A 25,645-nucleotide genomic window follows, 5' to 3' on the forward strand; every position below is an offset into this window, starting at 1 on the left:
TTGGGGCGCTGCTCCTTCAGCTGGTTTCAGTATAGACCCGCAAATGATCAGCATCAGGCTGACGATTCGCGAGCCGGCAATATCGAACTCGCTGCGTTGAGACGCAGGCATTCGCGCCGTGCGTCTTCCTCCCGGTCGTAGCCATCGCCGATGAAACCGCCTGTGCGTGTATCGCAAATGCGAAACCAGCCGATGGCTTCGGCGGGTTCGTGCTGGCTGTCCTCGGCGCGCCGACCATGAATGATGATCTTGTTGCAACGCTTCACAACGAAAATGTCTTCCATGGCGTCACCGCAGCTGATTCGTGTCAGATCAACTATAGAAGCCTGTGGCAATCGTGCAAAAAATAGTCAGCTCAACTCGTCGGTTGCAGCAGCCAACCGCTTGGCTGCCACGTTAGCCGATGGCTTGGATTCAACGCTTGTAGAAACGTCTGGTCGTGGGAAACCGCGACAATGGCGCCGGGAAAACTCTGTAATGACTGTTCGAAAGCTTCCACCGAGGCCAGATCCAGATGATTGGTCGGTTCATCTAGCAAGAGCAATTGCGCCGGAATCTGGCGCCACAACGCCAATGCCAGTGCAGCCTTCAGGCGTTCGCCGCCGCTGAGCAAAGCGCAGGGCTGCGTCGCACGCTGGGCATTTAGTTGAAGGTGCGCCAGATAACTGCGCAGGTTGCCTTCGCTCAACGGTGTTTGCTGAGCCAGCAACTGGTCAACAATGGAGTTTGCGTCATCAAGCAGACGCAGTTGTTGATCAAGAAACGCCAGCGGTACGTGAGTCGTGCAGGTACCGCTGGCCGGTTCCAGTTCATCGGCGAGCATGTTCAGAAGGGTCGATTTACCGCAGCCGTTAGGGCCACTGACGGCGATGCGCATCGGTCCCCGGATCGTGAGACTCAGTCGGCTCGCCGGCGATAACCACGGCAGGCACGCGTCCACGAGCGTGCAGACTTGGCGGCTGTTCGGCACCACGCTGCCCGGGAGATTGATCAGCACACTGTCTTCGGGCAACACCTTTGTAAATGCCTCACGCACGCGGTTATCCAGCTCGAATTTACGCGCCTGATGGCCAACCCGCACATGTCCCATGATGTCTCGCGCCGCGCCTTTCATCCCGGCGCGTTCGATGCTGGAAACGTTCGCGGTTTGCGCATTGCGACGGCTGTTGGCGGCATGGCGCTGGATCGTGTCGTGCTCGCGTTGCAGGCGTGAACGCTCGCGCTGGCGTTCGGTTCTGGCTTGATCGAGTTGCGCCTGAGCGGCTGCGTGTTGCAGGCTTCGTTGTTCGGTAAAGGCTGAGTAAGAGCCGCTGAAAATATTTACGCCCAACGGCGTCAGTTCGACGATCCGCTGCATCCGCTCGAGCAACTGTCGATCGTGACTGATGACGATCAGACCGCCGCGCCAGTGATTGAGTGTATTCAGCAGCCAGTGGCGACCGGCGCTGTCCAGATGATTGGTCGGCTCATCCAGCACCAGCAATTGCGCCTGGCTCAACAGTGCTTTGATCAGGGCGATTCTGACTTGTTGGCCGCCGCTGAGGTTTTCGGTGAGGTCGGTATCAGCGATATCGGTGAGTCCGCACTCATCAAGCATCTGCCGTAAGCGTTCCGGCAAATCCCAGCGATCGCCGATGATGTCGAAATCATCGGCGCTGGCATTGCCCTGGTCGAGGCGCTGCAGTGCTTCAAGTACTTGGGCTGTACCCGTCGCGCCCGCCACCGTTTGGCCGGGTGCACCGACAAATATTTGGGAAACGTACATCACAGGCACTGCGCTTGAAACGCTCCCGGAGGTGGGCTGTAGCTGCCCGGCAATCAGCCGCGCGAGCAGGCTTTTACCGACACCGTTGCGACCGACAATCGCGGTCGGGACATGATCGAACTGCAGATTCAGTGCGTTGAAAATCGTCTCGCCATTGGCGAATTGGAAACTCAGCTGATTGAGCGAGACGAGGGCAGGCGTACGCGAGACGTGAGTCATCGGCACCTCCAAAAAATGTCGTGAAGACTGACAAACGCCAAGCGGCGACTGTCGCGATTACATTTTTAGAAGGTCTGATTGTTCACTTCTGCGGTCATCCTGAAGAGGGGAAGGTGGCTAGCCTAGACGACGATGCGCGGACGATCAAGGTGCGACGGCCATCTCGCTCATCCGTTCGAGAAACATCGCCAAGGCCACTTCTTCACTGCGCAGCCCCTTGCGTACGCGAGGTCGCGGCAATTCGGCGAGGGCACCGAGCATGAATTTTTCTACCACGGCGGGGTGGATGTAGCACTTGCGGCACACCGCTGGCGTGTTGCCCAACTGTTTGGCGACGCCTTTGACCATGTCGACCACATGCCGTTTGGCTTCGGTTTCCGACTCCCATTGCAGTTCGCGCAACACCGCCAAGGCCAAGGCGCTGCCGGCCCAGGTGCGGTAATCCTTGGCGGTGAAATCGGCGCCGGTCAGGGTTTGCAGGTAACTGTTGACGTCGGAAGAACTGACGGTGTGGCGCTCGCCGTGTTCGTCCAGGTACTGAAACAGATTCTGTCCGGGGAGCTCCAGGCAGCGTTTGATAATCCGCGCGAGGCGTCGATCCTTGACGGTGATCTGGTGTTCGATGCCGCTCTTGCCGCGAAACTGAAACAGGATCGCGCTGCCATTCACTTCGACATGGCGACTGCGCAGGGTGGTCAGCCCGTAAGAGCGATTGTCGCGGGCGTATTGCGTGTTGCCGACGCGAATCAGCGTGGCGTCGAGCAGAGTGATCACCGTGGCCATGACCTTGTCGCGGCTAAAGCCGGGCGCGGCCAGTAGTGTTTCCAGTTGTTTGCGCAGTTTTGGCAGCGCCAGACCGAACTCGCGTAGCCGCGAATATTTGTCGGCATCGCGCACTTCGCGCCAGCGAGCGTGATAGCGATATTGCTTGCGACCCCGGGCATCGCGGCCTGTAGCTTGCAGATGACCGCGCGGGTCGGCGCAGATCCACACATCGACATAGGCCGGCGGAACCGCGAGGGCGTTGATGCGTTTGATTTCGTCCGGGTCGGTAATGCGCTGACCGGACGGCTCGAAATAGGCGAACTTGCCGCGCAGTTTTTTGCGGGTGATGCCGGGCTGCGTGTCATCGACGTAGTGCAGGTCGGATGGCAGTGCATCGGTCAGCTCGGTTTCGGACATGGCGACTTCCTTAAGTGGCGCGGCGGTCTGTAAAACGATTGACCGCGCGCTCTCGCCGTGGTGCCGAATGATTTATGCGAGCACTGCAACTGCCTTGATTTGCGCCCAGAGTTGCTGGCCCGGATGGATCGCCAAGTGATCGCGCGAGTAGCGGGTGATGCGCGCGAGCAACGGGGTGCCCCCGGCATCGAGACGAATCAGCACATGGGCAGCATTGTCCGCCGCTTGTTCGCTGACCACCGTGACCGGCAGTCGATTGAGGATGCTGCTGGAAGCGTCATTGTGCAGCGCCAGACTGATGTCCCGCGCGTGCACCTTGCAGCGCAGGGCCTGGCCGACAGTCATCGGTTCGTGAGTGACACGAATGTTCATTTCGGTGGCCGGCAGTTGCAGGCTCAGCAGTTGGTACTGCGCATCGTAAGCGCTGACCTGACCTTCGATGATTACCCCGGCGTCATCACCCATTGCCATCGGCAGATCCAGACGCGCGAGGGTTTCGCCAATCGGGCCACTGGCCAGCGCTTTGCCGTCGCTGAGCAACACCAGATGGTCGGCCAGTCGCGCGACTTCGTCCTGCGCGTGGCTGACGTACAGCACCGGAATATCCAGTTCGTCATGCAACCGTTGCAGATAAGGCAGGATTTCGCTTTTGCGTTGGCTGTCGAGGGCGGCGAGGGGTTCGTCCATCAGCAACAGTTTCGGGCTGGTCAGCAGTGCACGGGCGATGCCGACACGCTGGCGTTCACCGCCGGACAAATGCTGCGGATGGCGTTCGAGCAAGTGGCCGATGCCGAGCAGTTCGGTGGCTTGTGCCAGATCAACCCGGCGCTGCGATTTGGCGATACGTTTGAGGCCGAATTGCAGGTTGGCCAGCACCGACAGATGCGGAAACAGACTGGCTTCCTGAAACACATAACCCAACGCGCGTTTATGCGGCGGGACGAAAATGCCGTTGTCGCTGTCCTGCCAGATTTCGTCGTTGATTTGCACGAAGCCTTGCTCGGCGCGCTCCAGGCCGGCAATGCAGCGCAGGCAGGTGGTTTTACCCGAGCCGGAATGTCCGTACAAAGCGGAAACGCCGCGCCCCGGCAAGTGCAGATCGACATCCAGGCTGAAGCCCGAATAAGCGATTTTCAGACGTGCATCGATCATCGATCAGCTCCAGCCTGCGCGGGTTTTGCGGCTGGAGTAGAGCGCCAGCAACACGAGGAACGAAAACACCAGCATGGCACCGGCGAGCCAATGGGCCTGCGCGTATTCCATGGCTTCGACATGGTCGTAGATTTGCACCGAGACCACACGGGTCTTGTCGGGAATATTGCCGCCGATCATCAGCACGACGCCGAATTCACCGACGGTATGCGCGAAACCGAGGATCGCCGCCGTGATAAAACCGGGACGGGCCAGCGGCAGAATCACGCTGAAAAAAGTGTCCCAAGGATTGGCGCGCAAGGTCGCCGCCACTTCCAATGGGCGGGTGCCGATCGCCGAGAACGCGTTTTGCAACGGTTGCACCACGAACGGCATGGAATAGATCACCGAGCCAATCACCAGCCCGGTGAAACTGAACGTCAACGTGCCAAGCCCAAGCCATTGGGTGAACTGGCCGAGGAAACCGTGCGGCCCCATCATCAGCAACAGATAAAAACCAATGACGGTCGGCGGCAGCACGAGGGGCAGGGCGACGATCGCCCCGATCGGGCCGCGCAACCACGATTGGGTGCGCGACAACCACAGGGCAATCGGAGTGCCGACAACCAGCAGGATCGCGGTGGTCAGGGACGCCAGTTTCAGGGTCAGCCAGATCGCCGCGAAATCGGCACTCGTCAGCGACATTTAGAGCTGGTAGCCGTAAGACTTGATCACCGCAGCGGCTTTCGGGCCTTTGAGGTATTCAACCAGTGCTTTGGCGGCGGCGTTGTCTTTGCCTTTGTTGAGGATTACAGCGTCCTGTTTGATCGGGTCGTGCATGCTGGCTGGAACGATCCACGCCGAACCGCTACTGACTTTGCCGTCCTTGTAGATCTGCGACAGCGCTACAAAGCCTAGCTCAGCGTTGCCGGTGGAAACGAACTGGTAGGCCTGAGTGATGTTCTGGCCTTCAACGATCTTGGCTTTGGTGGCTTCGGTGAGTTTCAGTTTTTCCAGCACCTGGGTGGCGGCCAGGCCGTAAGGCGCAGCTTTCGGGTTGGCGATGGAGAGGTGCTGGTATTCGTTCTTCTTCAGCACGTCGCCTTTGGCATCGACATAGCCTTCTTTTGCCGACCACAGCGCCAGGGTGCCGATGGCGTAGGTGAAGCGCGAGCCTTTAACGGTATCGCCTTCTTTCTCGAGTTTTTCCGGGGTAGTGTCGTCGGCCGAGAGGAACACTTCGAACGGCGCGCCGTTCTTGATCTGGGTATAGAACTGGCCAGTGGCGCCGTAGGCTGCGATCAGTTTGTGCCCGGTGTCTTTTTCGAAATCTGCCGCGATCGCCTGAATCGGTGCGGTGAAGTTGGCGGCAACTGCCACTTGCACTTCATCAGCCTGAGCGGCGCCGATGGCGAAGGTCGCCAGCAAAGCGGCCAGGCAAGTTGGGGCAAAACGTGAGGCACGAGTGGTCATGTAACAGCTCCGTTGTTGGCAAGTGCAGAGGGCAGTTATTGTTGGAGGTAGACTGCGCCGATGCGAGGGGGTGAATTCGCTATATAGCGAAATATATAGCGAAACACTCCCCTGTGGCGAGGGTATTTATCCCCGTTGGCGCGCGCAGCAGGCCCTCTTTCCAATTGCTGCGAAATCCGTCCGCTACCTCACAAGTTTCGCCAACGCCCCCTCAGCCAACTGCCTCGTCAATTCCGCACTACTGACGTCCCGCCCCAGCGTAAACGCCTGACCCGCCCAAAGATTGGCAAACTGCGCATCATCCTTCGCTCGCAGCGGCATCAGCGCGCCACCGGCTAACGGAAAGGCCGGCGCCTTCGCTGACATCGGCCCGAGTTCGCGCATCACACGGTTGAGAATCCCCCGCGCCGGGCGCCCGGTAAAAATGTTGGTGACGGCCGTTTCACTTTCCTTGGCTGTACGCAAAGCCTTGTGATGCGAGGCACTGACTTTCGCTTCCGGGGTGAACAGATACGCCGTGCCGACTTGCACCGCTGACGCACCGAGCATGAACGCCGCCGCCACCCCTCGAGCATCGGCAATCGCACCGGCCGCAATCACCGGAACCTTCACCGCGTCAACCACCTGCGGTACCAAAGCAAAAGTGCCGACCTGACTGCTCAGGTCATCGCTGAGAAACATCCCGCGATGGCCGCCGGCTTCATAGCCCATGGCAATGATCGCGTCGCAGCCATTTTGCTCCAGCCACACGGCTTCATCGACGGTGGTGGCCGAGGAGATGATTTTCGCGCCTGTGGCCTTGACCCGATCCAACAGAGATTTTTCCGGCAGACCGAAGTGGAAACTCACCACCTCAGGGCGGAACTCTTCCAGCACCTCGCAAGCGGCCGCATCAAACGGCGCCCGATTGGACACCGGCGTCGGTGCATCAAAGTCGACGCCCAGTTCGCGGTAATAAGGCTCCAGCAAATTCTTCCAATCACGCGCGCGCTGTTCATCGGCTGCCGGTGGCTGATGGCAGAAGAAATTCACGTTGAAAGGTTTGTCGGTGTGCTCGCGGATCGTTTTCAGTTCTTCACGTAACTGCTCAATGCTCAACATCGCGGCGGGCATCGAACCCAAGCCACCAGCGTTGCACACGGCAATCACCATCGACGAGTTCGTGGCGCCGGCCATCGGGGCCTGGATGATCGGCAACTCGATGCCGAACAGGTCAAGAATGCGGGTGTCTGGCCATTGGCTCATGAAAGCGGTACTCCGAACGTTGAAACGGGCAGGGACGGCTGAGCCGGTTTTTTAACAGCAAAACCGGACTCAGGGCCAGTCCGAAATTCACAAGCCGTTAACGTCGATGGAATCCGCCGCCTCCACCACCACCGAAGGAGTGATTCATGAATTGCGAGGAGTTGTGGAAGTTGTTGGTGCGCTGGTTGCCGAAATTACGCGCAGCGGAATCGCGATTGAGATTTTGCAGCTGTGGGTTGTTGTTCAGCGGCGCCGCGCGTGTGCTGCCACCACCGCCTACCATCGACTGCCAGCCACTGTCGGTTTTTTTGTAGACGTTGCCGTCGCGCCCGGCATAAACGTTGTTGCCGACCTGCGCGGCGCCACCGTTGCGGCCGTGGATAGCGCCATATTGGGTGGTCTTGCCGGTATTAGGGTTGTACACCGCGCCGCGATTGGCAGTGACCTGCGTACCGGTGCGCGTATTACCCTCTGTCAGGCGCGCGCCGGCGATAGCGCCGCCATTCGGCCCGACGACTGCACCGCTGCGGCCGGCCGCGTAATTGCCGTTGTAGACGTTGTGTACCGCGCCGCGTTGACCTGCGGCCGCCACACCGGTGCGCGAGTTGTAAGAAGAGCCGACCTGACCTGCCCAGCGATTGCCGGTCCAGGCGTTGTAACCGGCTCCATAACGGCTGACCGTCGCGCGGTCACCCCACTGGTGATAGATATTGCCGGTGGTGCCGGCCCATCCGCCCGGGCCCCACGCCACTGCGCCGCCACGATAACCATAAGCAGCGCCGCCCCAGGCCAGTGGCGCTGGATACAAGCGCGGGCCCCAGGCGTAACCCCAGCCGTAATTTCCCCACCACGGATAAGCGCCCCAGCCCCAGCCCATCGCCACGGTGCTGCCGCCCCAACTCCAGCCGAAACCGTATCCGAATGTCCATCCAGTCCACGGGGTGTAGCGGATCGCGACGCCAAAACCGTAAGTCACCGGCGGCCCGTACCAGACGCTACCGACCCACGGCGTGTACGGATAACCGGTGCCGTAAACCACGACATTAGTCACCGGATCAATATTGGAGCCCTGATAACCCGGGGTATAACCGACCACCACGGTATCACCGCTGGACTCATAGACTTTCACGTAAGTCAGGTAATGCATCGGCGAACTCGGCGGAATCGAATAGATCACCGCCGGCACCGAGCTGGCCACGACCCACGGGCCGTTCACCGACGTGGCGGTAAACCAGATGCCGTTTTCCACGGAGTACCAACTGTTGTTGTCGACCCGGATGATCGGTGTGGCGCTGTTGACTACATATTGCAACGGCGTGGTGTTGATCGCTTTGAGCTGCGGCTCGCCATCGAACTGCGGTGCGGTCATTTTCACTGCGCTTTTCTTGATCGCCGAGGTCTGCGGAATGGTCGCGGCAATCGCCGCTTCTTTCGCCTGGGGAGTACCGGCGACCGAGGCTTTGACGTTCTCTTTCGGGCTGTCGTCGGGAATGTTGGCGAAGTCTGCCGGCAGTTTGTCCGCCGGGGTAAACGTCCATGGGCCCTTCATGTCGCTGGCACGGAACCAGCGTCCGGAGATCAACACGTAACTGTTCTGATCACCGATTTCCTTGAAGATATGCCCGGTGGTGTTGCTGACGTAGAGCAGGCCGGTGCCCTGAATCGGCAGCCATTGCGGCGCGCCGTCAGTTACCAGTAACTCGGTAGGCGTGGTCGCAATGAAGATCTTTGGCTGCGGCGGTTTGGCCAGGCTGGGGATCTTGTCTTTCGGATCACTTTGCCCGGTCAGCAGATCGACCTGACGGCTTTTGATGGCGGCCTGTTTGGCTTTTTCCAGATCGGCGGGCGGTTTTGCCAGACGTGTGTAATCACCGTTGATCTGGTCTGCGACCATCCAGCCATCAAACACGTGCAGATAATGTTTGCCTTGTTCGTCCTTGAGCAGCAGCGGGCGAGTATTGATCACTCGTTGCAGCGACGTGCCTTCCACCGGCCGATACGCCGCATCACCGTCGATGTACACCAGCATCGCCGGGACGTCGGAACTGATGATGGTCGGCGGGGTGTTCTCCAGCGGGGCGCTGTCCGCCTTCTGTTCTGCCGACAGTACGCCGACAGCGGCTTCGAGCTGATCAAGGGAAATGGTTTTCTTGCGCTTGTCGGCGTCTTTTTGCAGCGCTGCCGCCCAAGTGTCTGCTTGACTGGCATCGGCCGGGAAATCGGCTTTGATGATTTTGTATTGATCGAGCGCGACCCAACGGGTGGCCTTGTCGACCAGGGTGTGGGCGCTGAACTCGACGATGCCGTAAGTGGATTTGCCATCAGCGCCGGTAGCTTCGACAGCCGCGCGAGCGTTGAGCGTGTAACCGTCCCAACTGTCGAGTTGCGGTTGGTACACAGTCAATTTCGATTTGCCGCTGGTAATGACTTGTGGCCACGCCGGCTCACTCGGTGCTGCAGATGTTGCCGCATCAGCAGCCGGGGCAGGCGCCGCCCACGCATTGCCAAATGCCAGCAGACTGAGCATCAGCATCACTACAAGAGAACGCGGGTGAGACATCGTCAACTCCATCGACAAGGTGATTCTAGAGGGCTTGGCCAAGATCAGCAGGGTAGTCGAAAAAGCATAGACGCCGACAATGAAATTACCCGATGAAATTTAAGCCAGACACAAAGTCGAGTGTGGCAACGTGTTGCGATGTGGTATTTCAAGGCACGACATTTCAACATCCAGCCATGCGAGGGCACTCATGTTCAACGCCATTGTGATCAACAAAGACGACAGCGGTTACCGCGCCGACCTGCAGCAACTCAATGAAGATCAACTGCCCGACGGCGATGTCACGGTGCAGGTGGCCTACAGCACGCTGAACTTCAAGGACGGTCTGGCGATTACCGGCAGCAGCCCGGTGGTGCGCAAGTTTCCGATGGTGCCGGGGATTGATCTGGCGGGCACCGTCGAAGCCAGTTCGCATCCCGACTACAAGGTCGGCGACAAGGTGTTGCTCAACGGCTGGGGCGTCGGCGAATCCCATTGGGGTGGTCTGGCGCATAAAGCGCGACTCAATGGCGATTGGCTGATTCCGTTGCCCGAAGCCTTCACCGCTGCACAAGCCATGGCCATTGGCACGGCGGGTTACACGGCGATGCTGTGCATTCTCGCGCTCGAGCATAACGGCGTGACCCCGGAGCAAGGCGAGGTGCTGGTGACTGGCGCCAATGGTGGCGTCGGCAGCTTTGCCATTGCTCTACTCAACACGCTGGGTTATCGCGTGGTGGCGTCTACGGGCCGGGCTTCTGAGCACAAATATTTAAAGCAACTCGGCGCAAGCGAAATCATCGATCGTGCAACCCTGTCCGAGCCGGGTAAGCCATTGGCGAAGGAGCGCTGGGCGGCGGTGATCGATTCGGTCGGCAGCCATACATTGGCCAACGCCTGCGCCAGTACGCGTTCCGAAGGCACCGTTGCCGCGTGTGGATTGGCGCAGGGCATGGACTTCCCGGGCTCGGTTGCACCGTTCATTTTGCGCGGGGTGACCCTCGCGGGCGTCAACAGCGTGACTCAACCCAAGGCCCGGCGTGTGCAGGCCTGGGAGCGTCTGGTCAAGGATCTGGATTTCGCCTTGTTGCCCCTGATCAGCCATGAAATCGCTTTAAGCGAGGCGATTAATACTGCGCCTGAGTTGCTTGCCGGGCGCATTCGTGGCCGGGTTGTGGTCGACGTCAATCGCTGAGAATCAGCCGACGCTAGGCCTGCGTTTCGCGATCCAGTAACAGGCGCTTACGTTCGACGCCCCAACGGTAACCGGAGAGGTTGCCGTCGCTGCGCACCACACGGTGACAGGGGATCGCTACCGCCAACCGGTTCGCACCACAGGCCTGAGCCACCGCGCGCATCGAGGTTGGCGCGCCGATACGTTGAGCAATCTCGGAATAGCTGGCAGTGCTGCCCGCAGGGATTTCCCGCAGCGCTTGCCAGACGCGCTCCTGAAACGCCGTGCCTCTGACGTCCAGCGGCAAGTCGAGGCCAATGGCCGGCGCTTCAATAAACCCCACGACTTTTGCGATCAACTGCTCAAAATCGCTATCGGCACCAATCAGATTGGCGCGGCGAAACTGATCCTGCAAATCACACACCAATTGGTGCGGATCGTCCCCCAGCAGAATCGCGCAAACCCCACGATCACTTTGCGCCACCAGAATCGCCCCGAGCGAGCATTCGCCGACAGCGAAGCGGATATCGTTGTTCTGCCCGGCCGCGCGGTAATCACCGGGCTTCATGCCTAAAACCTGATCGGCTGATTCATAGAAACGACTATTGGAATTAAAGCCCGCGTCATACAGCGCATCGGTCACCGAGCCGCCGTCCGCCAAGCGTTCACGCACCCTGCGCGAGCGATGCGCGGCGGCATAACCTTTCGGGGTGAGTCCGGTAGAAGCTTTGAACACGCGGTGGAAATGAAACGGACTCAAGCCTGCTGTTTCCGCGAGGTCATTCAGCGTCGGTAACGCTTCAGACGACTCAATCTGCCGACAGGCTTGCGCCACCGTCTTCGCGTGTTGAGCGTTGACCTCCGTCTGATCTTTACCGGCGCGCTTACTCGGCCGATAACCCGCCGCTTCAGCCTCGGCAGCGCTGTCGAAAAACTCCACATTCTGTGGTTTTGGAAGGCGCGCCAGGCTACTCGGGCGGCAATAGATGCCGGTGGTTTTCACTGCGTAGACAAACTGTCCGTCCGCCCGTGGGTCGCGGGCAACGACGGCAGCCCAGCGTGGATCGGTTTCGATGTCGAGGTGGGGCGAAAGCGTTTTCATGAAGGTTAATCCGTTGGCCTGTTTGATTCAGGTTATCCAGCGCCGGCGAGGACAACACTCCGGGCCTTGCGGTCAAACTCTTAAGCTTATCCGGCTACGCGAAAGGTCAGGTTGATCCGCTGCTCACCGAGTTGTGGATGTCGACCCTGTTTGATCGGTAACACGCCATGAAAGCGCAGCCGATCGACGCCGCCCCAAATCACCATGTCGCCGTGCAGCAACGGAACACGTTGGGTCTTGTCGCTGCGGGCAAAACCGCCGAACAGAAACATCGCCGGTAAACCCAGTGACAGAGAAACGATCGGCGCGGCGTAGGCATTTTCGTCTTTGTCCTGATGCAAAGACATCTTGGCGCCGGGGATATAGCGATTGATCAGGCAGGAATCTGCCACAAAATCAGGAAAACCGGCTTGGGTGGCGGCTGAATGGGCCAATTCAGCGAAGGCCTCTGGCATTGCTGGCCATGGCGCTCCACTGAGCGGGTCGATGCTGGAGTAACGGTAGCCACTGCGGTCGGTGATCCAGCCCAAAGCGCCACAACTGCTGGTGCCGACGGACATGCTGAATCCGCCCGGCGTCATCATGCTGCGCAATGGCGCGGCTTCAAGTACGTTTTGAAGTGCCGGTAGAAGTTGATCGACAACAGGCAGCGCGAAACCCCTCAGCACCCACGATTGTTCACCGATCTGGTCTGCGCGAGGCTGTTGTTGCGGTTCGTTGTCAGCTAACAGGTCGAAGTTGCTCGGTTGCATGGTGTTCACAATGCGTCGTGAAAGATGATGCCTAGGGTATGCCGATTTCCACTGTGCAGGCGACTGACGCCGTGACGCATGGTCACCCGATAGTCGCCGCGTACGCCTTTGACCGGTCGTTGGTTCACCGCGAAGATCAAGGCGTCGCCTTTTTTCAGATCCATGACGTGAACGCGTGATTGCATGCGTGGGCGCTGTTCGGTCAAAACCAACTCGCCGCCGGTGAAATCTTCGCCAGGTTCTGACAGAAGAATCGCCACTTGCAGCGGAAATAACCGTTCGCCGTACACGTCCTGATGCAGACAATTGTAGTCCTGCGGGCCATAGCGCAGTAACAGCGGAGTAGGGCGCGTCTGTTCGGCGGCGTGACATTGCTGAATAAATTCAGCGTGCGTCGTCGGAAAACGCTCGGGCATATTCATGCGCGCCTGCCAGCGATTCGCTAGCGGCGCGAGATACGGATACAACGCTGTGCGCAGCCGCTCTACGGCCGTGGGCAATGGATAGCGGAAGTATTTATATTCGCCGCGACCGAAGCCGTGGCGGGCCATGATGACCTGCGAACGGAACGGTTCGGTCTGCGGGTACAAGTCACTCAAACGATCACACGTCTGGCCAAGCAGCAGGGAGCGGATGATGACAAAACCATCCTGATCCAGTTGCTGCTCCAGCGCTGACCAGTCGAGCGAATTCAGTCGGGCAGGGGACATTGGCATGCTGATTCCTGGACGCAAAGTCGAGGTGATCAGGCTAGACACATCCCTGCGGCAGAACACTCCGCCGCTTGCGGTCGAATTCGCAGCGGCGCCTTACAACGCTTTGCTGACGCTGATTTCGCTGATCACATCTTCGCTGTCATGCAGGACATCGAGTGCAGCCTTTGCTTCTTCGGCGGTGCCGTTTTCCAACTGCGCGAACTCAAAGCGGCGTTCGCCATTGAGTTTGTACTTGATGACGTATTTGGTCGTTTGGGCCACGTTCATGCTTACCTGTGTGCGTTGGCGGGATCGGCTCAGCTCAGTTTGGTGCTGGAGCGGCGGATGATCTTGATCGAGTGCGTCAGGGTCGGCTTGCGGGTCACGCTGATCGGCCGACGGTTGACGGTGTCGATGGTGATGTTCCAGAAACCGGTGCTCGGTGCGGTGATGCGGGCCGGAAACGTGTCGAAAGCGCCGCCGTGGTAGGTGTGACGGCCGCCGTTCTTGAAGCTGCGGAAGTTGGCGTCGTTCATCAGACGGATGTTGCAGGTTTGCGAGCACTGGATGACGACGATGTCGTCTTCGTTGAGGTGCTCGCGCTGGTGAATAAATTTCATGGGCGCCTCCAGAAGGGCTTTTTCTACAAAATCAAAACGATAGCTTGTCGATTGGGCGCAGTTTATCAGCCCGCACGGGTTATTATCTGGCCGTCGGGCGTTGGTTTGACAATTTTGAACAGATATTCGCGATTGGATGCAGGTTAAATGCAGAAGACCTCGGAGAAAAACGGCATTTGTGCTGTCGGACGGTCTTTAAAGGAGGATTTGTATGAAGTGGGGTGTGGTGTGTCTGCCGTTGGTTTTGGCTTTGGGTGGTTGCGCGAATGTTTCTGAAATCAACGAAACGCTGCCGACCATGAGCGTGATCTCTGGCAAGAAGCCCCATGAGTATGCGCAGTGCCTGGCGGAAAAACTGGCTGACAGCCGTGGTGCGCTGCAGGTGCAGCCGAAGAAGGACGGCGTCCAGGTGATCGTTCCGGGCAAATTGTCGACGGGTGCAGCAGCGGTGTTTGACATCGAAGACCGCTCCGGCGGCAGCAGCATCAAGCTGCACGAGCGCATGTCCAATGTGCCGGTACGCCCTCGCGATGTGCGTAACGCGGCCAACGCCTGCATCTCTGGCTGATAGACTAACCGTCATCAGCATCAATGCCGCCACAGTCATGCTGTGGCGGCATTTTCATTTCTGGAGTCGCGATGAAGCGAGAGCAAGTGCGGGAGCGCCATGCAGAGGGCCTTATCTCTGCCACCCATGTCATCCAGAACCCGGCGAACTCGGGTGAATGGATTGTCTTTTTCAAGAAAAGCGCCGGTCGCAGCTATTTTCTGGTCGACGATAACGACGAAGTCGAATCGTTCAGCAAACTCGATGACTTGATCGAAGTCGTGCGTGGCCTCGGGATCAAGTTCGCCGAAATTCACATGTAACGCTTATTTGCAGACCACCACGACGCTGCGGGTTTTGTAGTTGCCGACGTCAACGCCCAGCGTTTTGTCGCTCTCTTTTGGCTGCGGTGTGCCGTCGGTGCCAACGATGCGGTAGCCGGTGCCGGCGCAGGAGGCGTCAGCCTTCTCATAGCAAGTGGCCCAGGAATTGGCTTCGCCGGAGCAATCGATGGTCAAGCCTTGTTCACCGGTTTTCAGGTACGTCGGCTCAGAGGTGGCGCAGCCGGCCAATGCCAGTAGTGCGATCAATGGCAAAAAATTGTTTATGTTCATAGATGTCGTCTTCAGCGAGTAGGGGGACTAGACGCTCTGACAGCGCGGGCGTGAAAAGGTTATAGCGATTGGCCACTTGTTTGCACGTGGACACAAAAAAGCCCTGCGTATTGGCAGGGCTTACGGCGTAACGCGGTCAATCAATCTTGATTTTTGCCGCGACGCTTAGGCGCGGGAGGGGTGTAGTCGAGCACCGAGGCCACCTCCATCGCCATTGCTTCGGTAGGTAGCGGCCCGGAAACATCCTCGCCATTGGTGGCAGTAATGTGCCATTGGCCATCTTTGCCCTTGCCGACGGTGTACCCGTTGATGATTTTTGGTTCGGCCATCTATCTGTCTCGTTCGCTGTTTCAAAGTCGCCATGATACCGGCAAATGCTGGCGCTGGGTGATGATGCGCGTATGGTGGTAGATTCTTTGAGCTACGCTGATTTCGCTGCTCGATGATGCCAGCGGAACTATCCGCCAGAATATTTCTCTATGATGGCATCGGTTAGCCAGCGCGGGGCATTGTAAGGTGCACGCCGCCTGATTAGACTGCGCCGAAACTCGTACACACAGCCTTTTCAAGGACTTATATGATCAAGAAATGCTTGTTCCCAGCAGCCGGTTACGGTACTCGCTTCCTGCCAGCGACTAAAGCCATGCCTAAAGAAATGCTGCCGGTGGTAAACAAGCCACTGATCCAGTACGGCGTTGAAGAAGCTCTGGACGCTGGTCTGACGGAAATCTCCATCGTCACCGGTCGTGGCAAACGCGCTCTGGAAGACCACTTCGACATCAGCTACGAGCTGGAAAACCAGATCAAAGGCACCGACAAAGAGAAATACCTGGTCGGTATCCGCAAGCTGCTCGACGAGTGCTCGTTCTCCTACACCCGTCAAACCGAAATGAAAGGTCTGGGCCACGCGATCCTGACTGGCCGTCCGCTGATCGGTGACGAACCGTTCGCCGTGGTACTGGCGGACGACCTGTGCGTCAACCTCGATGGCGACGGCGTCCTGACCCAGATGGTCAAGCTGTACAAGCAGTTCCGCTGCTCGATCATCGCGATCCAGGAAGTCGACCCGCAGGAAACCAGCAAATACGGCGTAATCGCTGGCGAGATGATTCGCGACGACATTTACCGCGTTCACAGCATGGTCGAGAAGCCAAAGCCGGAAGACGCTCCGTCGAACCTGGCGATCATCGGTCGTTACATCCTGACCCCGGACATCTTCGACCTGATCGAACAAACCGAGCCAGGCAAAGGCGGCGAGATCCAGATCACCGACGCCCTGATGAAACAAGCCCAGAACGGCTGCGTCATGGCCTACAAGTTCAAAGGCAAGCGTTTCGACTGCGGTGGTGCTGAAGGCTACATCGAAGCGACCAACTTCTGCTTCGAGAACTTCTACAAGACTGGCAAGGCTTACTAAGAGCGCTTGATCCGTTTGTAGCACCTTCGCACGATGTCATTTGTGTGAAGGCCAAAAAACGCCCCGACCGGTTCGGGGCGTTTTTTTTGTGCCGAAAAAAGACACGGTCTCTGACCTTGTTCTTGGGATGCAAACTGAAACAAATGAGCGTTTGTCAGAAGGTGTATTCACTGCTGAACTGACGGGCTCTTGCCAGGGATGAGTGCAGGAGAGGCGTTTCACGGCATTGCCGTGGAATCATTTTTGGCAATAAGGAGAATTGCCCGTGGTGTTGATAGCAAAGCCTGCAAGTAAAACGCGCTGGATGAGTCTTGCCGTTCTGATGCTGCCAGTGTTGCTGGTGACCGTTGACAACACGGTGTTGGGATTCGCACTGCCAAAAATCGCAGAAGCGTTGCACCCAACCGCTAGTCAGCAACTGTGGATGATCGATGCCTACTCGTTGGTGCTGGCAGGTTTGCTGGTGTCGATGGGCAGCTTGGGTGACCGGATCGGGCATCGAAAATTACTGCTCGCGGGATCCTTCGGTTTTGCTGTCGTTTCTGTTTTGACTGCCTATTCCGAAACAGCCATGCAACTGATCATCGGGCGTGCCTGTATGGGTATTTTCGGCGCAATGCTGATGCCCTCGACTTTAGCGTTGATACGCTGGGTGTTTGAAGATCGCGACGAGCGCCGACTGGCCGTGGCGATCTGGGCGACAACGTTGACGGTGGGTTCGGCGTTAGGGCCTTTGGTCGGCGGGGTGCTGCTGGAGTTCTTTGATTGGGGCGCCATTTTTCTATTGGCGGTGCCTGTGCTGATACCGCTATTGGTTTTTGGGCCGCTGTTTCTGCCTGAGTCGGAGCGGGATGCGTCAGGATCGCTGGATCCAGTGAGCATTGTGCAATCGATGGTCGCGTTGGGAGCTATTGTTTACAGCGTCAAGCACGGCGCCAGTGACGGTATCGACGAGGTAGTGTTGATCACGTTTCTGATTGGATTGTTTGCAGGCTGGATATTCGTGCGGCGTCAGTCGCGCCTTGCTGAGCCGTTGATGGACTTGAGCCTGTTTCGCAATGGCGCTTTCAGCAGCTCAATTCTGATCAATCTGATGAGCCTCGCTTTTCTTGTAGGTTTTGTTTTCTTCACCACTCAGTTCTTGCAGATCGTTCTGCAGATGTCGCCGCTGAGTGCGAGTCTGGCGCTCGTGCCCGGGCAAATCATGGCGATCATCGTCGGGATGGCTGTCGTGCCGATTGCGAAACGTATGCCCGTGCATGTCCTGATTCCGATTCTGACTGGATTCGTCGGCTCGGCGTTTCTGCTGGTGGCGAGCATGGGCGGCAGTCTGGCGGTATGGGTGGCAGCGTTCGCCTTGCTAAATATCGGGGTGGGCGCGATTACGACAGTGACCAACGATGTGATTTTGTCTACCGCGCCGCCGGAGAAGGCGGGCGCAGCCTCTGCAATCAGTGAGACGGCGTATGAAGTGGGCGTGGTGCTGGGCACTACTCTGCTTGGTGGTCTGGTCACGGCGTACTATCGAGGCGCTTTGCAACTGCCGGCCTTCTTGAACGACATTCAGTTTATGTTGGCGAGCGAGACGCTCTCCGGCGCACTTTCTGTCGCCGCCGGGTTATCCGCTGAGCAAGCGCAGACGCTGATGTCGCAAGCGGCGTTGGCGTTTGAGGGTGGTGTGGGGCTGGTGTCATGGGCCGCTTTCGGCCTGGCGCTCGTTGCGATGCTGATCACCTGGCGCACCTTGCGGATACCTGAAGCTAAGGCGGTGGAGGAGTCTTGGCGTTGCTAATGCAGGGCAAATCCGTTGGAGACTTGCTCAATGAGCGTCGGCAGGTATGCTGGTCGCCTGCCGAGGAGATAGAAATGGCCTACGATTTTGACCTTTATGTGATTGGTGCCGGTTCCGGCGGTGTGCGCGCTGCGCGTTTTGCAGCCGGTTTCGGCGCGAAAGTGGCGGTGGCCGAGAGCCGTTATCTGGGCGGTACCTGCGTCAACGTCGGCTGTGTGCCGAAAAAGCTGTTGGTGTACGGCGCGCATTTCGCTGAAGACTTTGAGCAAGCATCCGGTTTTGGCTGGAGCCTTGGCGAAGCGAACTTCGATTGGGCGACGCTGATCGCCAACAAGGATCGCGAGATCAATCGCCTCAATGGCATTTATCGTAACTTGCTGGTCAACAGCGGTGTGACCTTGCATGAGGCGCACGCCAAGATCGTTGGGCCTCATGAAGTCGAGGTCAATGGTGAACGCTTTACCGCGAAAAACATTCTGATCGCCACCGGCGGCTGGCCGCAGATTCCGCAAATTCCGGGGCACGAACACGCGATTGGTTCCAACGAGGCGTTCTTTCTCAAAGAGCTGCCTAAGCGTGTACTAGTGGTGGGTGGTGGTTACATCGCGGTCGAGTTCGCCGGGATTTTCCACGGACTCGGCGCGAACACCACGCTGCTGTATCGCGGTGATCTGTTCCTGCGCGGTTTCGATGGTTCGGTGCGCAAACATTTGCAGGAAGAGCTGACCAAGCGCGGTCTGGATCTGCAATTCAATGCCGACATCGCGCGCATCGATAAACAGGGCGATGGCAGCCTCAAAGCCACTCTCAAGGATGGTCGCGAGCTGGAGGCGGATTGCATTTTCTATGCGACCGGTCGCCGTCCGATGCTCGACAATCTCGGACTGGAAAACACCGATGTGCAGCTCACCGACAAAGGCTTCATCAAGGTCGATGATCAGTACCAGACTACTGAGCCGTCAATTCTGGCCCTCGGCGACGTTATTGGTCGAGTGCAACTGACGCCAGTGGCATTGGCGGAAGGCATGGCCGTAGCGCGTCGTCTGTTCAAGCCTGAGCAATATCGTCCGGTGGATTACAAGATGATCCCGACGGCGGTGTTCAGCCTCCCGAACATTGGCACGGTCGGGTTGACCGAAGAGGAAGCGCGCGAGGCTGGCCACGATGTTGTGGTGTTCGAAAGCCGCTTCCGCCCGATGAAGCTGACCTTGACTGAATGTCAGGAGAAAACGCTGATGAAGCTGGTGGTGGACGGCAAGACCGACAAAGTTCTCGGCTGCCACATGGTCGGCCCGGACGCTGGCGAAATCGTCCAAGGCCTGGCGATTGCGCTGAAGGCAGGCGCGACCAAGCGCGACTTCGACGACACGATCGGGGTGCATCCGACGGCCGCCGAAGAGTTTGTCACCATGCGTACACCGGTCGGCGCTTAAGCGTCCTTCGGTTTGGCCGAGTCTGGCGCTGCCGCAACGGTAGCCGCCAGACGCTGGCTTTCTTCCAGGCTCGCCTGCGTTTTGCTTAATTGCTTTTCCAGTGACTGATTGAGGAGCGCCTGCTCTTCGACGTTCTGTTTGAGTGTCTGACTTTCCAGTGTGGCCACGCGTAAACGTTCCTGGAGGAGGGTGCGTTCGCTGTCCATGCGCGTCGCTTGTTCCAGCAACTGATCCTGACGCTGATTGCTCTGCTTGAGCTGATCCTGCGTAAGGTTCAATTCGCGCTGGGTGCCACGGTTTTCCGTGAGCAAGCGCTCGTTATCGCGATGCAGTTGAGTGATCTCGTCCTGACGCACCAGTGCGCTTTGCTGTGCCTGACGCAGTTCCGCCTGAATCTGCTGCACCTGGCTTTCGTGGCGGCTCTGTTCCTGCTCGCGCTGCTCTTTGGTGGCGTTGCGGTAATGCTCAAGTGCGTCGCGAGCATGCAGGTGCTTTTCTTCCAGCGAGCGAATCTGCTCGTCCTTGTCCTGCAGGCGCAATTCAAAGTCGGCCAAGGCCTGATTCAAACCGGCGTTACGGGTTTGTTCGGTTTGCAGCATCGAGCGCGTGTTGTTCAGCGCTTCGGATTCGCGCGCGAGCGCTGCGCCTTGGATATCGTGCTCATGCTCGATTTTTTCCAGCGCCTGACGAACCTGCTTCAGCTCCGACTCCAGTGCCTCACGCTGTTCCTCGAACTGCTCGCGAGCTTGTTCGATGGGTTCTTGCGCCTGTTCTTTCAGGCGCTGAGCGAGGCGGGAGACGAGGGCGGTCAACTCATCGTCGATAGGTTCTGCTGATGCTTCAGTCGGCTGAGCGCCATCATCCAGCTCTTTCAAATAGCGATGGATCGTGGTTTTCGAGCCGGTGTTGCCCATTTCAATGCGTACTGCATCGATGCTCGGGTGTTCTCCGCGAGCCAGAATCGCTGTGCGCGCGATCTGCACCAGTGCTTTGGTAATGCCGCCACGGGCCATGTGAACTCCTACGGTTTCATACTGTGGTACATGCCACCTAAGTACGCAGTGTACCATGCTGAAAATAAAGTTAAATCATCGATATTAAAGACGCGGGATATACTGGTATTACCCAGTGTCAGGCGGCAAAATGAACATCTGCATCCTTGAATCAGTACGCCAGCGAGAAAACAGCCCATGAGCGATCTGGATCGCTATCTGCAAGCCGCCACCCGTGACAACACGCGCCGAAGCTATCGTGCAGCCATTGAACATTTCGAAGTGAAGTGGGGCGGGTTCCTGCCAGCCACGGCTGATAGCGTCGCGCGGTATCTGGTGGCGCATGCCGGGGAGTTATCGATCAACACCCTGAAGCTGCGTCTGTCAGCGTTGGCGCAGTGGCATAACAGTCAGGGCTTTGCTGATCCGACCAAGGCGCCGGTGGTGCGCCAGGTGTTCAAAGGCATTCGCGCCCTGCACCCGGCACAGGAGAAGCAGGCCGAGCCGTTGCAGTTGCAGGATTTGCAGCGCGTCATCGATTGGCTGGAGCACGAAGTGCAAACCGCTAAAGAACAGCAGGATCGCCCGGCGCTGCTCAAGGCTTACCGCGACCGCGCCCTGATTCTTCTGGGATTCTGGCGGGGCTTCCGCAGCGATGAGCTGTGCCGCTTGCAGATTGAACATGTGCAAGCCCATGCCGGCAAAGGCATCACCCTTTATGTGCCACGCAGTAAGGGCGATCGGGAAAACCTCGGGCAGACCTATCAAGCGCCGGCGCTGTTAAAGCTGTGCCCGGTTCAGGCCTACATCGACTGGATCACCGAAGCAGCGCTGGTGCGCGGCCCGGTTTTTCGCAGCATCGATCGCTGGGGCAATCTGAACGAGGAGGGCCTGCATGCCAACAGCATCATCCCTTTACTGCGCCAGGCCTTGCAGCGTGCCGGGATCGCTGCTGAAAACTACACCAGCCATTCCCTGCGGCGCGGCTTCGCCACTTGGGCGCATCAAAGTGGTTGGGATTTGAAATCGTTAATGAGCTACGTCGGTTGGAAGGACATGAAGTCTGCGATGCGTTATGTCGAGGTCAGCCCGTTTCAAGGAATGGCGCGGATTACCGACGTGCCCGCCTAGATATCCATTTCTTCTATTAATACAGTTGCCTAATAGCCAAAACATATCAGCAGCATCAGGTTTGCCAATGAGCCATCCTTCGAGCGAGTGGTTAGGATTCTCCCATCGAATTCACAACCCTGACGGAGAGTCATCAATGCCTATCATCAACAGCCAAGTAAAACCGTTCAAAGCTACCGCGTTCAAAAACGGCGACTTCGTTCAAGTGTCGGACGCTGACCTGAAAGGCAAGTGGTCGGTCGTGTTCTTCTACCCAGCCGACTTCACCTTCGTTTGCCCAACCGAGCTGGAAGACCTGGCGGACAACTACGCTGCCTTCCAGAAACTCGGCGTAGAAATCTACAGCGTTTCCACTGACACCCACTTTGCCCACGCTGCCTGGCACAACACTTCGCCAGCCATCGGCAAAATCGAATACACCATGATCGGCGACCCGACCCACGCCATCTCCCGCAACTTCGACGTGCTGATCGAAGAAGTTGGCCTGGCTGACCGTGGCACCTTCGTGATCAACCCTGAAGGCCAGATCAAAATCGTTGAACTGAACGATGGCGGCGTTGGCCGTGACGCTTCCGAGCTGCTGCGCAAAATCAAGGCTGCTCAGTACGTTGCTGCTCACCCAGGCGAAGTTTGCCCAGCCAAGTGGAAAGAAGGCGAGGCCACTTTGGCTCCGTCCCTGGACCTGGTCGGCAAGATCTAAGTCTGTGACACGCAACTCAGGGCGGTACGCCGCACCTTCTTAAGTACGCTGCACCGCCCCAAAAAATGCCCGGGCGAGATTCGCTCGGGCTTTTTTTCGCCTCAAATAAAGGAAATCGCCCGTATGTTGGACGCCAATCTTAAAGCCCAGTTGAAATCGTACCTGGAACGCGTCACCCAGCCGATCGAGATCGTTGCTTCCCTCGACGACGGTGCGAAATCCCGTGAAATGCTGGAACTGCTGAAAGACGTTGCCAGTCTTTCGAGCCAAATTACTTTGATCGACAGCGGTGACGATGCACGCAAGCCATCGTTCTCGATCAACCGCCCGGGCGCCGACATCAGTCTGCGTTTCGCCGGCATCCCGATGGGCCACGAATTTACTTCGCTGGTGCTGGCCCTGCTGCAAGTCGGCGGCCATCCATCGAAGGCCAGCGTTGAAGTGATCGAGCAGATTCGCTCGCTTAAAGGCGAGTTCAGCTTCGAGACTTACTTCTCGCTGTCCTGCCAGAACTGCCCGGATGTTGTTCAGGCGCTGAACCTGATGGCGGTGCTCAACCCGAACATCCGCCACGTCGCCATCGACGGCGCGTTGTTCCAGGATGAAGTCAACGATCGCAAGATCATGGCCGTGCCGAGCATCTACTTGAACGGCGAAAACTTCGGCCAGGGCCGCATGGGCCTGGAGGAGATTCTCGCCAAACTCGATACTGGCGCCATTGAACGTCAGGCCGAAAAAATCAGCGCCAAAGAAGCTTTTGATGTGTTGGTCGTCGGCGGTGGCCCGGCCGGTGCTTCGGCAGCGATTTATGCCGCTCGTAAAGGCATCCGCACCGGCGTCGCCGCTGAGCGCTTCGGCGGTCAGGTGCTCGATACCATGGCCATCGAGAACTTCATTTCCGTACAGGAAACCGAAGGGCCGAAACTGGCCACGGCGCTGGAAGAACACGTCAAACAATACGACGTCGACATCATGAACCTGCAGCGTGCCGACAAGCTGATCCCTGGCAAAAACGGCGAGTTGCATGAAGTCCACTTCGCCAGCGGCGCGACCCTCAAAGCCAAGAGCGTGATTCTGGCGACCGGTGCGCGGTGGCGTGAAATGAACGTGCCCGGTGAGCAGGATTACCGTAACAAAGGCGTAGCGTACTGCCCGCACTGCGACGGCCCGCTGTTCAAAGGCAAGCGTGTTGCGGTGATTGGCGGCGGTAACTCCGGCGTTGAAGCGGCGATCGACCTGGCCGGTATCGTTGCTCACGTCACGCTGCTGGAATTTGATGTGCAACTGCGCGCCGATGCGGTATTGCAGCGCAAATTGCACAGCCTGAAGAACGTCACCGTGATCACTAGTGCGCAAACCACTGAAGTGACGGGCGACGGGCAGAAGGTCAACGGCTTGCGCTACAAGGATCGCAACAGTGATGAACTGCGCACGGTCGAGCTGGAAGGGATCTTTGTGCAGATCGGATTGTTGCCGAACACTGATTGGCTCAAAGGCACCATCGAGTTGTCGCCTCGTGGCGAGATCATTGTCGATAACCGTGGTGAGACTTCGATTCCGGGAATCTTTGCAGCGGGTGACGTGACGACTGTGCCGTACAAGCAGATTGTGATTGCGGTGGGCGAGGGCGCGAAGGCTTCGCTGAGCGCTTTTGATCACCTGATCCGGACTTCGGCGCCGGCGTAAGCTTTCAGCGCTGATAATAAAAAACCCGTGAGCGATCACGGGTTTTTTGTGCCTGACACAAATTCAATGTGGGAGCTGGCTTGCTCGCGATAGCGGTGGTGCATTCAGTATTCTATTGACTGATACATCGCTATCGCGAGCAGGCTCACTCCTACAGAGGTTTTGTGCTGTCAGTTACATCGGCGCAGGCTGAATGATCTCAACCCAGTAACCGTCCGGATCCTTGATAAACGCCAGGCTCTTCATGCGGCCATCGGTCAAACGTTTCTGGAAATCGCAACCCAGCTCTTCAAACCGTGCACAAGCAGCGACGATATCCGGCACCGAAATGCAGATGTGGCCAAAGCCACGCGGATCGGTGTTGCCGTTGTGGTAAGCGAAGTCGGCATCGTTTTCAGTGCCATGGTTGTGCGTCAGCTCCAGAATGCCCGGAATCGACTTCATCCACTCGGTGCGAGCAGCTGCGTCGGCCGGGATCTGGGCTTTATCGACCAGTGCGAGGAAGTACAGGCTGAACTCGGCTTCCGGGAAATCGCGCTTTTCAACCAGCGAGAAACCCAGCACGCGGGTGTAAAAGTCCAAAGACTTGGTGATGTCTTTCACACGCAGCATGGTGTGGTTGAAAACGAAATTTTGGGTTGCGCTGTCTGGCGCGGCGGTGACGCCGGGGAAAGTGTTCAATTCGTGCAGGCTCATGGGCCCTCCAATAACAATGGGCGAGTGAATGGGCGCAATGATACGCATGCCAAACGGCATCGCCAAACCCAAAGCGCGGGCTTGCCCTGTGTGCGGGCGGGCCTCAGACTTTGTGGTTCAACCTTTGAGTGCCTTTGGTAATGATCCGACCGTGCAAATCCCTGTTGGTTTTCTTCGGCGTAGCCTTGATCAGCGCTGCAGCATTGGCCGATGCGCCGAGCATCACCTGGCCTGCGGGCTGGGAGGTGCAAACGCTGACGGACGCCGCGCCGCAGGTTTCACGTCAGCGCGCAGTCAAAAATGACGCCGACGGCAATCAGGTGATGGTGATGGAGCTGACCATGACGCCAGTCGAGAGCGGTCATCAGGTCAATCTGCAAGGCGTGTTGCTGGAAATGCGCAAGTCGATACAAAAGGACTTTTTTCAGAGCGGCTATCAAAGTGTTTGCAACCGCGTGCATCCAGCGAATCTAGGCTCGTTGAGTGCACTTGAAACGACTTGTACGGTGACTGAAAACGGTCGTCATGTGCTGTCGCAAACTTTGGTCGCTGCGGTCGATGCGGACAAGGCTTATGTTCTTTCTTACGCGGGGCAGGCTGAGGTTTATAAGGCAAGCGCTGAGGAAATAGCGGCGGCTCGAAACAGCCTGAAACTTTAATTCGCCGTTCTGTGCTAGATACCCAAAGGCATTAAGCCGAAAGTTAATTTCGGCAGCGTTCGCAACATTCAGCCAAGAAAC

General features: G+C 57.9%; 27 protein-coding genes. 10 read left to right on the forward strand and 17 right to left on the reverse strand.

The genetic code is table 11. The features are described from left to right. Positions 1-53: 53 nt before the first annotated feature. The 8 genes from ACIP66_RS02165 to ACIP66_RS02200 all read right to left on the reverse strand — a co-directional run bounded on the left by ACIP66_RS02165 (position 54) and on the right by ACIP66_RS02200 (position 9,575). Positions 54-284, reverse strand: a complete 231-nt coding sequence (locus tag ACIP66_RS02165) for a hypothetical protein (protein ID WP_053120397.1) — start codon at positions 282-284, stop codon at positions 54-56. Between the two features lie 71 nt (positions 285-355). Beyond that, a complete protein-coding gene (locus tag ACIP66_RS02170; RefSeq protein WP_400644913.1) occupies positions 356-1,984 on the reverse strand; it encodes an ABC-F family ATP-binding cassette domain-containing protein in 1,629 nt (542 codons plus the stop codon). 144 nt (positions 1,985-2,128) lie between these two features. Beyond that, entirely contained in the window at positions 2,129-3,166 is a 1,038-nt protein-coding gene (locus ACIP66_RS02175) for a DNA topoisomerase IB (protein WP_053120393.1), read from the reverse strand. Positions 3,167-3,238: 72 nt separating this feature from the next. Continuing rightward, positions 3,239-4,318: a molybdenum ABC transporter ATP-binding protein gene (modC, locus tag ACIP66_RS02180; RefSeq protein ID WP_282353974.1), complete on the reverse strand. Its 1,080-nt coding sequence runs from the start codon at positions 4,316-4,318 to the stop codon at positions 3,239-3,241. A 3-nt stretch (positions 4,319-4,321) separates the two neighbouring features. Beyond that, positions 4,322-5,002: a molybdate ABC transporter permease subunit gene (gene modB, locus ACIP66_RS02185; RefSeq protein WP_212550761.1), complete on the reverse strand. Its 681-nt coding sequence runs from the start codon at positions 5,000-5,002 to the stop codon at positions 4,322-4,324. Continuing rightward, a complete protein-coding gene (modA, locus tag ACIP66_RS02190; RefSeq protein WP_400644915.1) occupies positions 5,003-5,770 on the reverse strand; it encodes a molybdate ABC transporter substrate-binding protein in 768 nt (255 codons plus the stop codon). It lies immediately after the preceding gene. A gap of 183 nt (positions 5,771-5,953) precedes the next feature. Then, the gene (locus tag ACIP66_RS02195; protein ID WP_400644916.1) at positions 5,954-7,015 is read right to left on the reverse strand and encodes an NAD(P)H-dependent flavin oxidoreductase; all 1,062 of its coding nucleotides are present in this window, start codon (positions 7,013-7,015) and stop codon (positions 5,954-5,956) included. A gap of 97 nt (positions 7,016-7,112) precedes the next feature. Then, on the reverse strand, positions 7,113-9,575 hold the full coding sequence (locus ACIP66_RS02200) for an autotransporter (RefSeq protein WP_400644918.1): 2,463 nt from the start codon (positions 9,573-9,575) through the stop codon (positions 7,113-7,115). Between the two features lie 190 nt (positions 9,576-9,765). Between ACIP66_RS02200 and ACIP66_RS02205 the strand changes: the two genes are divergently transcribed. After that, complete coding sequence (locus ACIP66_RS02205) at positions 9,766-10,749, forward strand: MDR family oxidoreductase (protein ID WP_400644920.1); 984 nt, start codon at positions 9,766-9,768, stop codon at positions 10,747-10,749. A 13-nt stretch (positions 10,750-10,762) separates the two neighbouring features. Here ACIP66_RS02205 and ada read toward each other — a convergent pair whose 3' ends face one another. The 5 genes from ada to ACIP66_RS02230 all read right to left on the reverse strand — a co-directional run bounded on the left by ada (position 10,763) and on the right by ACIP66_RS02230 (position 13,897). Continuing rightward, complete coding sequence (ada, locus tag ACIP66_RS02210; RefSeq protein WP_400644922.1) at positions 10,763-11,830, reverse strand: bifunctional DNA-binding transcriptional regulator/O6-methylguanine-DNA methyltransferase Ada; 1,068 nt, start codon at positions 11,828-11,830, stop codon at positions 10,763-10,765. Positions 11,831-11,916: 86 nt separating this feature from the next. Continuing rightward, a complete protein-coding gene (gene alkB / locus ACIP66_RS02215) occupies positions 11,917-12,582 on the reverse strand; it encodes a DNA oxidative demethylase AlkB (protein ID WP_400645155.1) in 666 nt (221 codons plus the stop codon). 5 nt (positions 12,583-12,587) lie between these two features. Then, positions 12,588-13,298: a 2OG-Fe(II) oxygenase gene (locus tag ACIP66_RS02220; protein ID WP_400644923.1), complete on the reverse strand. Its 711-nt coding sequence runs from the start codon at positions 13,296-13,298 to the stop codon at positions 12,588-12,590. Between the two features lie 93 nt (positions 13,299-13,391). After that, a complete protein-coding gene (locus ACIP66_RS02225; protein WP_400644925.1) occupies positions 13,392-13,565 on the reverse strand; it encodes a hypothetical protein in 174 nt (57 codons plus the stop codon). A 29-nt stretch (positions 13,566-13,594) separates the two neighbouring features. Beyond that, positions 13,595-13,897 carry a DUF1883 domain-containing protein gene (locus tag ACIP66_RS02230; RefSeq protein WP_007946189.1) on the reverse strand — a complete coding sequence of 101 codons (303 nt, stop codon included), beginning with the start codon at positions 13,895-13,897 and terminating at the stop codon, positions 13,595-13,597. 211 nt (positions 13,898-14,108) lie between these two features. Between ACIP66_RS02230 and ACIP66_RS02235 the strand changes: the two genes are divergently transcribed. Continuing rightward, positions 14,109-14,465, forward strand: a complete 357-nt coding sequence (locus ACIP66_RS02235) for a hypothetical protein (protein WP_053120376.1) — start codon at positions 14,109-14,111, stop codon at positions 14,463-14,465. Positions 14,466-14,536: 71 nt separating this feature from the next. Then, positions 14,537-14,767, forward strand: coding sequence for a hypothetical protein (locus ACIP66_RS02240; protein WP_053120375.1), 231 nt, complete (start codon positions 14,537-14,539; stop codon positions 14,765-14,767). A gap of 3 nt (positions 14,768-14,770) precedes the next feature. Here the strand turns inward: ACIP66_RS02240 and ACIP66_RS02245 are convergent, their stop codons facing one another. Continuing rightward, on the reverse strand, positions 14,771-15,058 hold the full coding sequence (locus ACIP66_RS02245; protein WP_400644927.1) for a hypothetical protein: 288 nt from the start codon (positions 15,056-15,058) through the stop codon (positions 14,771-14,773). A 140-nt stretch (positions 15,059-15,198) separates the two neighbouring features. Further along, positions 15,199-15,387, reverse strand: a complete 189-nt coding sequence (locus tag ACIP66_RS02250) for a hypothetical protein (protein WP_400644929.1) — start codon at positions 15,385-15,387, stop codon at positions 15,199-15,201. A 248-nt stretch (positions 15,388-15,635) separates the two neighbouring features. Between ACIP66_RS02250 and galU the strand changes: the two genes are divergently transcribed. From galU to gorA, 3 genes are all read left to right on the forward strand, one after another. Next, a complete protein-coding gene (gene galU / locus ACIP66_RS02255) occupies positions 15,636-16,475 on the forward strand; it encodes a UTP--glucose-1-phosphate uridylyltransferase GalU (protein WP_053120371.1) in 840 nt (279 codons plus the stop codon). A 265-nt stretch (positions 16,476-16,740) separates the two neighbouring features. After that, the gene (locus ACIP66_RS02260) at positions 16,741-18,267 is read left to right on the forward strand and encodes an MFS transporter (RefSeq protein WP_400644930.1); all 1,527 of its coding nucleotides are present in this window, start codon (positions 16,741-16,743) and stop codon (positions 18,265-18,267) included. A 74-nt stretch (positions 18,268-18,341) separates the two neighbouring features. Then, positions 18,342-19,700 carry a glutathione-disulfide reductase gene (gorA, locus tag ACIP66_RS02265; RefSeq protein ID WP_400644932.1) on the forward strand — a complete coding sequence of 453 codons (1,359 nt, stop codon included), beginning with the start codon at positions 18,342-18,344 and terminating at the stop codon, positions 19,698-19,700. Here the strand turns inward: gorA and ACIP66_RS02270 are convergent. Beyond that, entirely contained in the window at positions 19,697-20,713 is a 1,017-nt protein-coding gene (locus tag ACIP66_RS02270; protein ID WP_400644933.1) for a DNA-binding protein, read from the reverse strand. The genes gorA and ACIP66_RS02270 overlap by 4 nt on opposite strands. A 177-nt stretch (positions 20,714-20,890) precedes the next feature. Here ACIP66_RS02270 and ACIP66_RS02275 point away from each other — a divergent pair, with 177 nt between their 5' ends. From ACIP66_RS02275 to ahpF, 3 genes are all read left to right on the forward strand, one after another. Beyond that, positions 20,891-21,823 (forward strand): site-specific integrase, encoded by a 933-nt coding sequence (locus ACIP66_RS02275; RefSeq protein WP_400644935.1) that lies wholly within the window; start codon positions 20,891-20,893, stop codon positions 21,821-21,823. Between the two features lie 136 nt (positions 21,824-21,959). Beyond that, positions 21,960-22,523 carry an alkyl hydroperoxide reductase subunit C gene (ahpC, locus tag ACIP66_RS02280; protein WP_007912224.1) on the forward strand — a complete coding sequence of 188 codons (564 nt, stop codon included), beginning with the start codon at positions 21,960-21,962 and terminating at the stop codon, positions 22,521-22,523. A gap of 123 nt (positions 22,524-22,646) precedes the next feature. Further along, on the forward strand, positions 22,647-24,209 hold the full coding sequence (ahpF, locus tag ACIP66_RS02285; protein WP_400644936.1) for an alkyl hydroperoxide reductase subunit F: 1,563 nt from the start codon (positions 22,647-22,649) through the stop codon (positions 24,207-24,209). A 174-nt stretch (positions 24,210-24,383) separates the two neighbouring features. Here ahpF and gloA read toward each other — a convergent pair whose 3' ends face one another. After that, the gene (gloA, locus tag ACIP66_RS02290) at positions 24,384-24,905 is read right to left on the reverse strand and encodes a lactoylglutathione lyase (protein ID WP_400644938.1); all 522 of its coding nucleotides are present in this window, start codon (positions 24,903-24,905) and stop codon (positions 24,384-24,386) included. 140 nt (positions 24,906-25,045) lie between these two features. Here gloA and ACIP66_RS02295 point away from each other — a divergent pair, with 140 nt between their 5' ends. Beyond that, positions 25,046-25,564: a DUF4946 domain-containing protein gene (locus tag ACIP66_RS02295; protein WP_400644941.1), complete on the forward strand. Its 519-nt coding sequence runs from the start codon at positions 25,046-25,048 to the stop codon at positions 25,562-25,564. Positions 25,565-25,645: the final 81 nt, after the last annotated feature.

The organism is Pseudomonas sp. NPDC088429 (assembly GCF_044753305.1).
GTDB classification, from domain to species: domain Bacteria; phylum Pseudomonadota; class Gammaproteobacteria; order Pseudomonadales; family Pseudomonadaceae; genus Aquipseudomonas; species Aquipseudomonas rustica.

Coding starts and splice junctions, on each gene's coding strand:
- ACIP66_RS02175 (WP_053120393.1), bottom strand. CDS start 3,166: ATGTCCGAAACCGAGCTGACCGATGCACTGCCATCCGACCTGCACTAC.
- ACIP66_RS02165 (WP_053120397.1), bottom strand. CDS start 284: ATGGAAGACATTTTCGTTGTGAAGCGTTGCAACAAGATCATCATTCAT.
- ACIP66_RS02220 (WP_400644923.1), bottom strand. CDS start 13,298: ATGCCAATGTCCCCTGCCCGACTGAATTCGCTCGACTGGTCAGCGCTG.
- ACIP66_RS02295 (WP_400644941.1), top strand. CDS start 25,046: ATGATCCGACCGTGCAAATCCCTGTTGGTTTTCTTCGGCGTAGCCTTG.
- modA (WP_400644915.1), bottom strand. CDS start 5,770: ATGACCACTCGTGCCTCACGTTTTGCCCCAACTTGCCTGGCCGCTTTG.
- ACIP66_RS02205 (WP_400644920.1), top strand. CDS start 9,766: ATGTTCAACGCCATTGTGATCAACAAAGACGACAGCGGTTACCGCGCC.
- ACIP66_RS02230 (WP_007946189.1), bottom strand. CDS start 13,897: ATGAAATTTATTCACCAGCGCGAGCACCTCAACGAAGACGACATCGTC.
- ACIP66_RS02270 (WP_400644933.1), bottom strand. CDS start 20,713: ATGGCCCGTGGCGGCATTACCAAAGCACTGGTGCAGATCGCGCGCACA.
- galU (WP_053120371.1), top strand. CDS start 15,636: ATGATCAAGAAATGCTTGTTCCCAGCAGCCGGTTACGGTACTCGCTTC.
- alkB (WP_400645155.1), bottom strand. CDS start 12,582: ATGCAACCGAGCAACTTCGACCTGTTAGCTGACAACGAACCGCAACAA.
- ACIP66_RS02195 (WP_400644916.1), bottom strand. CDS start 7,015: ATGAGCCAATGGCCAGACACCCGCATTCTTGACCTGTTCGGCATCGAG.
- ACIP66_RS02200 (WP_400644918.1), bottom strand. CDS start 9,575: ATGTCTCACCCGCGTTCTCTTGTAGTGATGCTGATGCTCAGTCTGCTG.
- ACIP66_RS02245 (WP_400644927.1), bottom strand. CDS start 15,058: ATGAACATAAACAATTTTTTGCCATTGATCGCACTACTGGCATTGGCC.
- ahpF (WP_400644936.1), top strand. CDS start 22,647: ATGTTGGACGCCAATCTTAAAGCCCAGTTGAAATCGTACCTGGAACGC.
- gorA (WP_400644932.1), top strand. CDS start 18,342: ATGGCCTACGATTTTGACCTTTATGTGATTGGTGCCGGTTCCGGCGGT.
- ACIP66_RS02235 (WP_053120376.1), top strand. CDS start 14,109: ATGAAGTGGGGTGTGGTGTGTCTGCCGTTGGTTTTGGCTTTGGGTGGT.
- ahpC (WP_007912224.1), top strand. CDS start 21,960: ATGCCTATCATCAACAGCCAAGTAAAACCGTTCAAAGCTACCGCGTTC.
- ada (WP_400644922.1), bottom strand. CDS start 11,830: ATGAAAACGCTTTCGCCCCACCTCGACATCGAAACCGATCCACGCTGG.
- modB (WP_212550761.1), bottom strand. CDS start 5,002: ATGTCGCTGACGAGTGCCGATTTCGCGGCGATCTGGCTGACCCTGAAA.
- gloA (WP_400644938.1), bottom strand. CDS start 24,905: ATGAGCCTGCACGAATTGAACACTTTCCCCGGCGTCACCGCCGCGCCA.
- ACIP66_RS02225 (WP_400644925.1), bottom strand. CDS start 13,565: ATGAACGTGGCCCAAACGACCAAATACGTCATCAAGTACAAACTCAAT.
- ACIP66_RS02240 (WP_053120375.1), top strand. CDS start 14,537: ATGAAGCGAGAGCAAGTGCGGGAGCGCCATGCAGAGGGCCTTATCTCT.
- ACIP66_RS02250 (WP_400644929.1), bottom strand. CDS start 15,387: ATGGCCGAACCAAAAATCATCAACGGGTACACCGTCGGCAAGGGCAAA.
- modC (WP_282353974.1), bottom strand. CDS start 4,318: ATGATCGATGCACGTCTGAAAATCGCTTATTCGGGCTTCAGCCTGGAT.
- ACIP66_RS02170 (WP_400644913.1), bottom strand. CDS start 1,984: ATGACTCACGTCTCGCGTACGCCTGCCCTCGTCTCGCTCAATCAGCTG.
- ACIP66_RS02275 (WP_400644935.1), top strand. CDS start 20,891: ATGAGCGATCTGGATCGCTATCTGCAAGCCGCCACCCGTGACAACACG.